At 64.6% G+C, this 302-nt stretch carries 1 pseudogene; it reads right to left on the reverse strand.

Annotation, left to right across the window (positions count from 1 at the left end):
• Window positions 1–302: pseudogene (locus AC0L3B_RS39135) on the reverse strand (malate synthase G); the annotation flags it as partial.

The raw sequence follows: 302 nt of genomic DNA on the forward strand, positions 1-302 counted from the left end.
AACGGCCATGCAGGGTGACGTCGTTGCCGTCCACGCCGGTGTAGATGCGGTCGGGGTTCATGGTGCGGGTGAAGGTCTTGCCGCCCTTGGCCACTTCTTCGGCCAGGTCGCCCTTCATCAGGCCGAGCCAGTTGCGGTAGATCACCACTTTGTCGTCGGCATCAACGGCGGCCACGGAGTCTTCGCAGTCCATGATGGTGGTCAGCGCGGCTTCCATCAGCACGTCTTTGACGCCGGCGGCGTCGGTCTGGCCGACCGGGGTGCTGGCGTCGATCTGGATCTCGAAGTGCAGGCCGTTGTGC

This window comes from Bradyrhizobium sp. Kon56 (genome assembly GCF_055807635.1).